Below are 8,470 nucleotides of genomic sequence, written 5' to 3'. Positions count from 1 at the left end.
CCCCAATCCCTTATATCAATGAGCTTGGCTTGTGTAATTGTGTCAGCCTGAAAGAGCAATTTAATACTCAAGCAAATTTGGTGGTTCCCATTAATCTGAGTAACAATGGGAACCCAACCCCCAAACTCTGGGGTTTATTGATTGCTCACCATAATTCCGGGGAACGACAGTGGCAAACTGATGATACCCAAATGCTCAATGAAGTTTCGGTGCAACTAGCGATCGCCATTCAACAAGCTGAATTACTAGCCCAAACTCAAGCATCACTTGCGAAAGAAAAGCAACTCAATGCATTTAAATCCCAAATTATTGCAACAGTTTCCCATGAGTATCGAACGCCGCTAACTTCAATTCTTGCTGCTGCATCAACTTTGGTAAAACATAGCCAGCAACTGGATGAGTCGAAACAAGAGAGGTTCTTAGGAATTATTGAACAGAAAGCAAGGTATATGTCCAAACTTGTGGATAACATGCTTTTGGTTAACCAATTTGAACTGGAAAAACCCAAGTTTAAGCCAATTCTGCTCGATTTACTGCAATTTTTTTCTGACTTGATCGAACAAGAGCGAGAAACAGCAGGTGATCGCCACGAATTGATTTTTAAGATTACTGGTAATAACCAGGACTTTTGGGGCGATCGCAGACTTTTGCAGCAAATTTTTACTAATTTAATATCCAATGCAATTAAGTACTCTCCAGATGGAGGGACTGTAGAATTCCACCTTATTGGTAAAGAATCACAAGCAATCTTTTATATCAAAGATCAGGGAATTGGTATCCCGATGGCAGATCAAGAAAATTTGTTTCAATCCTTCAGTCGTGGAAGTAACGTTGACACAATCCCCGGTACAGGATTAGGGCTAGCGATCGCTAAAGCTTGCGTAGAGTTACATGGTGGCGATATTACCTTGTCTAGTCAAGTAGGGCAAGGAACTAAAGTTACAGTCAGCTTACCGAAGATATGCCCAATAGGTCAACTATCCCCATCATCAACTTGACTTGTGGCAATTTGGTTATCAGTTATCAATTAATCTCCGTACTTAAAAGCTTGTCATTATTTACATTTTTGTAACAGTAAAAGTATCCTGCTGACCGACATTTTGCCCAGAACTTAAGTTTAGCGGCTCATAACTCAAGTCTACTCAAGATAACTTTAGCTATAAGAGAGGGGATTGATTAAGAGACGGGTTGGCAACGAAGCCAGAGATAAAAAAAATGTGTGTAACGATAAGTGCTTAAAAACAGGGAATTTTAACAAGATATAAACAGTACAACAATCTGAAGCCCGTTAACTGGTGAAATATAAAGTAGGTATAATTATGTGTGACCTTGCGTGAAATACGGAGAAAACTATCATATTATTTGCACAAGTCCGTACCGCAATGAAACAAACTACAGAATAGATAGTTTTTATAATTTATTCTACAAATTTCCTCAAGTTCAACATTCATTTCATACCAGTAAAGCAATTTTTAAAGAAGTTTTTTATGTTGCAAGTGGTAAATTTGAAATCAGAGAAATAAAAAGATATGAAAGACAGTTTACTATAAAACTTTGAAATAAGCTTTTGGGAAAAATATAGCAGCTATGAATGGGATTCAAGGTAACTTATTCTCCGATTTTGACTCCACTATAGATGAGCCAAAGAATAGTACAGAAAAAGAAGTCCTATCTATGCCAGATGCAGATGTGATTTTCTATCACAATTTTTTCAATCAGCAAGAGAGCGACGAGCTTTTTCAAACCTTTTTTAACGAAATCAAATGGCGACAAGACAAGATGAAAATTTACGGTAAGGAAGTAAACTTGCCAAGAAAAACTGCTTGGTATGGAGATAGAAACAAATCATATACATTCTCAGGCATTCATCTTGATCCAGAACCTTGGACATCTACGTTGCTACAAATAAAAGAGAAAGTTGAGAAGATTGCAAAAGTTAGGTTTAACAGCGTTTTGCTCAACCTTTACCGAGATGGAAATGATGGAATTTCCTGGCACACTGATGCTGAACCCGAATTAGGTAACAATCCTGTAATTGCTTCTGTTAGTTTTGGTGGAGTAAGAAGGTTTATGTTTAGGCATAAGCACAATAAAAATTTGAAAGCAGAAATTGAGGTAATACATGGCAGCCTCCTTGTTATGGCAGGAGCAACGCAACATTTTTGGCAGCATCAGATCCCAAAAACATCGAAGAAGGTTCAACTAAGAATTAATCTAACTTTCAGGGTAATTGGTCATTCCGGTTGATGGTATTTGGAAACAATCATTTGCAATATACACCCTCCCTTACACAGTAGGGAGGTTTTTCTATTATTCAATAAGTTATTGAACAATTAACTACACACCCTCATCTAGTGCTTTCTGAATAGCTTGACGGCAAAATTCAGGCGGGTCATTCTTAGCTTTAACCGCATCCTTCATTTCCTTAGTGACACGGAAACTAAGCTGCTCATTTAGTTCTTTACTTTGTGGATTACCAAAATTTTCAGGTTTACCCTTGCGGTCAGACATTGTTTAGAGATGTAAATATAGCTTTAAACCGACGAAACCATCGGGGTAGACTTTTAAATCGGTGAGCGTACTGTCTGGAAAACTTGTAACTCACCGATACCACTTTTGAGAAATGGTAACTCTATGTTTACACGTTCGGAACTCGAAATCAAAACCATCAAAGAACTTCGTGACTTATGCTTGCGCTACGGCATCAAACCAACAGGGAATAAAGGGTACAAGACCTCATGGATTACATCCTTGATGGTATTCCCTCGAATGGCATTATCTCAATTCGAGTCAGGTAAAGGGTTAAAACCTCCTACCTTTGCTTTCATGCAAGCACTTAGCAACGCTATAGATGAGATGAATGCTCCTACAGATGAGCAAGCTGGACTCATCAAAATTACGATGGAAGGAAAAATCATGAATTACCCAGATAGGTACACCCAAGAGAAATTGCTAGCCATACATAAAGCAAAAATGTATCTTGAAATGGCTATCGGGTTACTGAGTCAGTAATCATCTATTAATCTCTGTTAGTTAACTCCCTTCATCTTAGAGGGGAGTTTTTTTGTGAGTGCCTTGGGATGTAGGGTTAGGCTATGTGACTTTTTTGTTTGATGTTTTAAAGGAAAAATCGATGTGAACTTTTAAATAGAGGTTATATGTCTGAAGTTATTGGAGTAATACTCAAAGAACTCTGAGGATATAGGATAGAGATATGCTTTTATTCCTCTTTCCCCAATAACAGGGTTAAGAGAGTGGGCATTTTTCGCTAAATTAATAGTATGATTTTATACTGATTTAAATTTAAATGCTAGAATTATAATATTTGAGCATTAGATGAGTATTTGAGAAAGAAAAGAGTAAAAGTATTGCTATTGTGTTATCTCAAGGTTTTCTCAACTTAAACAAACCATTTGACTGGACTTCCCACGACTGCGTAGCGCGGGTGCGAAAATTGTTGCGCCTCAAACGTGTGGGACACGCGGGAACCTTAGATCCAGCAGCTACCGGAGTATTACCGATCGCACTTGGTAAAGCTACAAGATTATTGCAATATTTGCCAGAAAACAAAGCTTACAAAGCCACTATTCGGCTGGGTGTGCGTACTACAACCGATGATTTACAAGGTGAAATTATCACTTCTCAACCTTGTGCTGGATTGAGTTTGGCACAGGTGAAAAGTGCATTACCACAATTTGAAGGCAAGATTGAGCAAATACCACCGAATTACAGTGCAATCCAAGTGGATGGTAAACGCCTCTACGACTTAGCACGCCAAGGTAAAACGGTGGAAGTCCCAGTGCGAACAGTAGAAGTTTTTCAGATAGATATTTTGGACTGGAGAGAAGGGGATTTTCCCGAATTGGATGTGGCGATCGCCTGTGGTTCTGGTACATATATTAGAGCGATCGCTCGTGACTTAGGTGCAATTTTAGAAACTGGTGGCACTCTTGCTGCTTTGATTCGCACCCAAAGCAGTGGTTTCGATTTAACAGATAGTCTCACTTTGACCGACTTAGAAACTAAACTGCAAGCCGGAATATTTCAACCGATTTGCCCAGATGCAGCTTTACAACATTTGTCATCTGTTAGTTTACCAGTAATAACTGCTCAAAAGTGGTGTCAAGGTCAGCGAATTTCTCTAACTTTCGATGTTTCTGAAATAGTCCGAGTTTATGATGAAGAGACTCGCTTTTTAGGTATTGGGCAATTACAAGATGAAGTGTTAATTCCCCAAATGGTTTTTGAACCGATTTCTTAAAACTGTGATAATTTGAAGGTTTTAATTTGAACACATTTGGCTATCAAGTATGGCGGGAGTTTTTAGGGGGTGCTAGATGAGCGATCGCCATCCTACAAATGCTGCACATCTCAATGTCTACATCCAAGGTCAAGGATTCCCCATTTTGGGCTTACATGGTCATCCTGGTACTGGTCGTAGTCTTTCTGTCTTTACCAATCATTTATCAAAACGTTATAAAACTTTTGCCCCTGATTTACGTGGATACGGCAAAAGTCGCTGGAATGGCAATTTTGATATGAATGACCATTTAACTGATTTAGAAGCGCTGCTAGACCGCTTTGAGATCGAAAAGTGTTTAGTATTGGGATGGTCACTTGGGGGCATTCTGGCAATGGAACTGGCATTACGTTTGCCAGAGCGCATTACAGGGCTGATTTTGGTGGCGACAGCCGCAAAACCCCGTGGCAGTCATCCTCCGATTACTTGGCAGGATAATTTATATACTGGCGTTGCTGGCCTATTAAACTATATAAAACCGAGTTGGCAATGGAATATTGAAACTTTTGCCAAGCGATCGCTTTTCCGCTACCTAATCCAACAACATACATCTACCACTTACAATTACATCGCTACTGTTGCAGTACCAGCTTATTTGCAAACCTCTCCTGCTGCTACTCGCGCCCTCTATAGTGCAATTCAATCGGGATACAACCGACTTCTAGATTTGCCACAAATACAATGTCCTAGTTTAGTACTTGCTGGTGACCAAGACCGCCACATCACATCTGATTCCAGCTTAGAAACTGCTCAACACCTCAACAATTCTCAATGGCAGTGCTATCCCAACACTGCCCATCTTTTTCCGTGGGAAGTCCCCCAGCAGGTGCTCAATGACATTGACCATTGGCTCGAAGTTCATCCGCAGGTAATTGGTAGTCAATAGTCCAAGGGTTTTTGACTCTTAAACAAATAATTCGTAATTAGAACTCGAAATTACGAATTACGAATTACGAATTATCTTGACTCTGGCCTAACTTAACTTAAATTTGACCGCCAAAGGCAGGCTGTACTTTGCGGTCAAATTTTTCCCCCAAGTCTTCAGCGATTGTTAAGGTATTAGGTTTGCACCGCTTGACATTCACAGAAATTCCCTGCGCTCCTTCCATCTCCAAATCTTCTATATATCCAATGCTTGACAATTTTGCATCAGAAGAACTCAGAAATGGCCCGAAGTAGTACGTGCAACGGGGATTTTGCGTCACAATCTCTACCCACCAAGCCAAGCCGATATAGTCGAATGTGTTAATTAACACTTCTTTGAGGTTATGCCAAATGGTTTTCATGGTTTTCGCCAGTTTATAAACTTCTACAAGGTGTTAAACAATATGTGCTTTATTATCTTTTACATTTCTTTATACTCTGTTACTGTTATTTTTTCAAAGAGGTTTTTTGTAATTTATCAAGGTGGTGGGTATTTAGCGATCGCTGGCGATAAATTTCATAAAGTGTCATACCTGCTGCTACAGAAGCATTGAGACTAGGAGTCTTACCCTGTAGAGGAATCGATACTAAGAAATCACAGGAGCGTTGAGTTAACATACTCAGACCTTCGCCTTCTGAGCCGATTACTAAAACAATTGGGCCAGTGAAATTGACTGTATGCACAGGTTCGCTTCCACTTGCAGCAGTGCCGTAAATCCAATAGCCAGCTTCTTTTAATTCTTCTAAGGCGCGGCTGAGGTTGACAACTCTAGCTACAGCAAAATTTTCTAAAGCGCCTGCTGCCACTTTCATCACAGTGGAAGTGATCCCAGAAGCTCTTCTTTGGGGAATCACCAAACCTTGAGCGCCTATTGCTTCGGCGGTGCGAATAATTGCTCCCAAGTTGTGGGGATCAGTAATTCCGTCAGCCACGACAATAACGGGATCAGTTACAGTTTTTGCTTGTTCAATTAGATCGGGCAATTCGATGTAAGCGTAGGGAGCAACTTGTGCCGCCACACCTTGATGATTGGCCCCATTGGTGAGATAGTCTAAGCGCTTTGGTTCAACCTCATCAATAACTGTGCCATTTTCTTTCGCTTGCAAGAGAAAATGGTGAAAGCTGGGGTCGTAGCGCAGACGGGTAGTAATCCAGAGACGGTTGAGATTGCGCTGATTTTGCAACGCACTCAATACTGGATGACGACCGTAGATGAGATCGTTATCTTCTTCTATCGGTTGTGTAGATACAGACGGCTGGGAGAAGTTGCTATTTCGTTGGCGGGAGTTGTCAATGGGGTTGCTATCTATTTTCCTGGGATTGCGAGTCGGATTAGCAACATCTATTTTCTTGGGATTACGAGTCGGATTAGCACCAGAGATGGGGTTGCTATCTATTTTTCTGGGATTGCGAGTCGGATTAGCACCAGAGATGGTGGGGTTGCTATCTATTTTTCTGGGATTGCGAGTCGGATTAGTAACAACATGCTTACCCTTAATTTTTACTGGTTGCCCACGATTGGGTTCGTTAGAAGTCTTGACTTTTCTAGGTTTATTCTGCATTTGAGTTATAGATATAGCGTATGGTTGATCATCACAATTACGTCAATTTCTTGAACCAAATCTACTGATGTGGCTACTGTAAAATTAAGTTCTCACTCTTTTTCTACGTGAAGCATTTGCAACAGTTCGGTTAGACGCTGGTAATCGGTGAGATATAAGTAGCCAATTAAGGTTTCTAGACTAGTTGCCTGTTGATAAATTTCGGGATTAAGTCGCTTAGGGCGTCCTGTAGCGGCGTTTCTACCCCGTCGGACAATTTCTAATTCGGTGTCCCTGAGATGAGGAATCAGCGATCGCAAATGTAGCGCTTGTGTTTCCGCTCTTACCTGCTCCACTACCAGACTATGGTAAATTCCTGACCGCTGCAATGGCAGCAGATAGAACATTCTAACATATAACTCATAAATTGCATCCCCCAAATACGCTAAAGCAGTAGGAGAAATTTGTTGCACTTGTGAAAGGGAAATCTGTTGGAATGGCGCTGTGGTTGTCAAGAGTGCTTGAGTCCAAGATAAAGTCTGTTTGGGAGTTTCATCTTGTCCATCTAATACCTCTTCCTCCTGTGACTTCACAAATAAATCATTCCTTGACGGGCTACATTTGGCAGGCATTCTTTGCAAAGACTGATTTTTTTGAAGTAAGCCATAATCCTATACTTAGCATAATCACTACTATCAGAAATACTTACTAATTCTATCTTTTTGATTGAGAAGAAAGCATTTTAGATCACCCTGATGTCAACGCCTATAAACCAAGTTTTGCCTACTTGTGGTCTGTGCCTAAGATAGGGTAAAATTCTGACATCAAACTCACCCTGTTACTTGCTCCTATTGTCATACTTACTTAGTAAGCGACAATTTTTAACTATACACTATCAAGTCAAGTTTACCTATAAACAAATCTGCTGACTTTGTATTTCTTACAAATTTCTCAGACTTGATTGTTTATCCGATAAGAAGCCAAAAATTACATACCCAAGAACTGGGTGTCTATATCTTTATTATTGCTCAAATTTAAACATAATAGCTTAACTGGCTTTGTCCCTCTCCCACAAGGAGAGAGGTTTTCTGCCAGAAGTTTTAAAAATTAAGCTATCCGATGTTGAATCTGGATAGCCGAATTGATCTCTCGGTTCAAGCAATCAAGACTACTTGACGTTTTCTAGAGCTTCTTCAACTGATTTTTGCAGGGAGAGAAACTTCTCTAGGCGAACAAGCTTGACCGTTTGAGTTACCCGGGCATTCGTGACGATTTGCAAAGTGCCTTCGGCAGTTTGAGCCTGCTTGGCTAGCTGCACCAAAGCACCCAAGCCAGAGCTATCAATAAAGTCGATTTGTGAGAGATCCAAAATAATATGCTTAGGGCCCTCGTCAATCTTACTGCCAAGTACCTTGCGAAATGTCGGCTCAGAAAAGGCATCTAACAAACCTGTGAGGCGGAATAGCTGACAGTTATCCCGGACTTCACGAGTGCCCCTCAGGCTAACGGTTAGATTCAATGGATCAGCAATAATTCCCTCCTCATGAGTTAAAGTGAACGCTCAAGTATAGATGGTTTTTGAGCAAGTTGTCTACAATCTACTGAAGTAGGGGATTGGGGATTGGGGAATGGGTACTGGGGATTGGAAGAAAATAGTATTTTTAATCTTATTTCCTATTCCCTATTGCCTAGCCCCTATTCCCC

General features: G+C 40.4%; 10 protein-coding genes. 5 read left to right on the top strand and 5 right to left on the bottom strand.

Annotation, left to right across the window (positions count from 1 at the left end; genetic code table 11):
* Nucleotides 1-998 (top strand): ATP-binding protein (locus ACFFAP_RS32185; protein ID WP_375515024.1); only part of this gene is annotated, 998 nt, incomplete at its 5' end.
* A 589-nt stretch (nucleotides 999-1,587) separates the two neighbouring features.
* Nucleotides 1,588-2,247, top strand: a complete 660-nt coding sequence (locus ACFFAP_RS32180) for an alpha-ketoglutarate-dependent dioxygenase AlkB (RefSeq protein WP_375515023.1) — start codon at nucleotides 1,588-1,590, stop codon at nucleotides 2,245-2,247.
* Nucleotides 2,248-2,337: 90 nt separating this feature from the next.
* Here the strand turns inward: ACFFAP_RS32180 and ACFFAP_RS32175 are convergent, their stop codons facing one another.
* Nucleotides 2,338-2,511, bottom strand: a complete 174-nt coding sequence (locus ACFFAP_RS32175) for a hypothetical protein (RefSeq protein ID WP_375515022.1) — start codon at nucleotides 2,509-2,511, stop codon at nucleotides 2,338-2,340.
* Nucleotides 2,512-2,634: 123 nt separating this feature from the next.
* On the opposite strand from ACFFAP_RS32175, the gene ACFFAP_RS32170 reads away from it, so the two are divergent.
* From ACFFAP_RS32170 to ACFFAP_RS32160, 3 genes are all read left to right on the top strand, one after another.
* Nucleotides 2,635-3,012 (top strand): hypothetical protein, encoded by a 378-nt coding sequence (locus ACFFAP_RS32170; protein ID WP_375515021.1) that lies wholly within the window; start codon nucleotides 2,635-2,637, stop codon nucleotides 3,010-3,012.
* A 364-nt stretch (nucleotides 3,013-3,376) separates the two neighbouring features.
* Nucleotides 3,377-4,261, top strand: coding sequence for a tRNA pseudouridine(55) synthase TruB (gene truB / locus ACFFAP_RS32165; protein ID WP_375515020.1), 885 nt, complete (start codon nucleotides 3,377-3,379; stop codon nucleotides 4,259-4,261).
* A gap of 76 nt (nucleotides 4,262-4,337) precedes the next feature.
* Entirely contained in the window at nucleotides 4,338-5,186 is an 849-nt protein-coding gene (locus ACFFAP_RS32160; protein ID WP_375515019.1) for an alpha/beta fold hydrolase, read from the top strand.
* A 97-nt stretch (nucleotides 5,187-5,283) separates the two neighbouring features.
* On the opposite strand, the gene ACFFAP_RS32155 is transcribed toward ACFFAP_RS32160, so the two are convergent.
* The 4 genes from ACFFAP_RS32155 to ACFFAP_RS32140 all read right to left on the bottom strand — a co-directional run bounded on the left by ACFFAP_RS32155 (nucleotide 5,284) and on the right by ACFFAP_RS32140 (nucleotide 8,285).
* Nucleotides 5,284-5,586, bottom strand: a complete 303-nt coding sequence (locus ACFFAP_RS32155; protein ID WP_375515018.1) for a DUF1816 domain-containing protein — start codon at nucleotides 5,584-5,586, stop codon at nucleotides 5,284-5,286.
* Nucleotides 5,587-5,671: 85 nt separating this feature from the next.
* Nucleotides 5,672-6,787, bottom strand: a complete 1,116-nt coding sequence (rlmB, locus tag ACFFAP_RS32150) for a 23S rRNA (guanosine(2251)-2'-O)-methyltransferase RlmB (RefSeq protein ID WP_375515017.1) — start codon at nucleotides 6,785-6,787, stop codon at nucleotides 5,672-5,674.
* A gap of 92 nt (nucleotides 6,788-6,879) precedes the next feature.
* Complete coding sequence (locus ACFFAP_RS32145; RefSeq protein WP_375515016.1) at nucleotides 6,880-7,359, bottom strand: Mini-ribonuclease 3; 480 nt, start codon at nucleotides 7,357-7,359, stop codon at nucleotides 6,880-6,882.
* A 575-nt stretch (nucleotides 7,360-7,934) separates the two neighbouring features.
* A complete protein-coding gene (locus tag ACFFAP_RS32140) occupies nucleotides 7,935-8,285 on the bottom strand; it encodes an STAS domain-containing protein (protein WP_199326607.1) in 351 nt (116 codons plus the stop codon).
* Between the last annotated feature and the right edge of the window lie 185 nt (nucleotides 8,286-8,470).

It is taken from the genome of uncultured Nostoc sp., assembly GCF_964245575.1.
GTDB lineage: Bacteria > Cyanobacteriota > Cyanobacteriia > Cyanobacteriales > Nostocaceae > Nostoc.
This window is presented reverse-complemented; position numbering and strand designations above follow the sequence as displayed.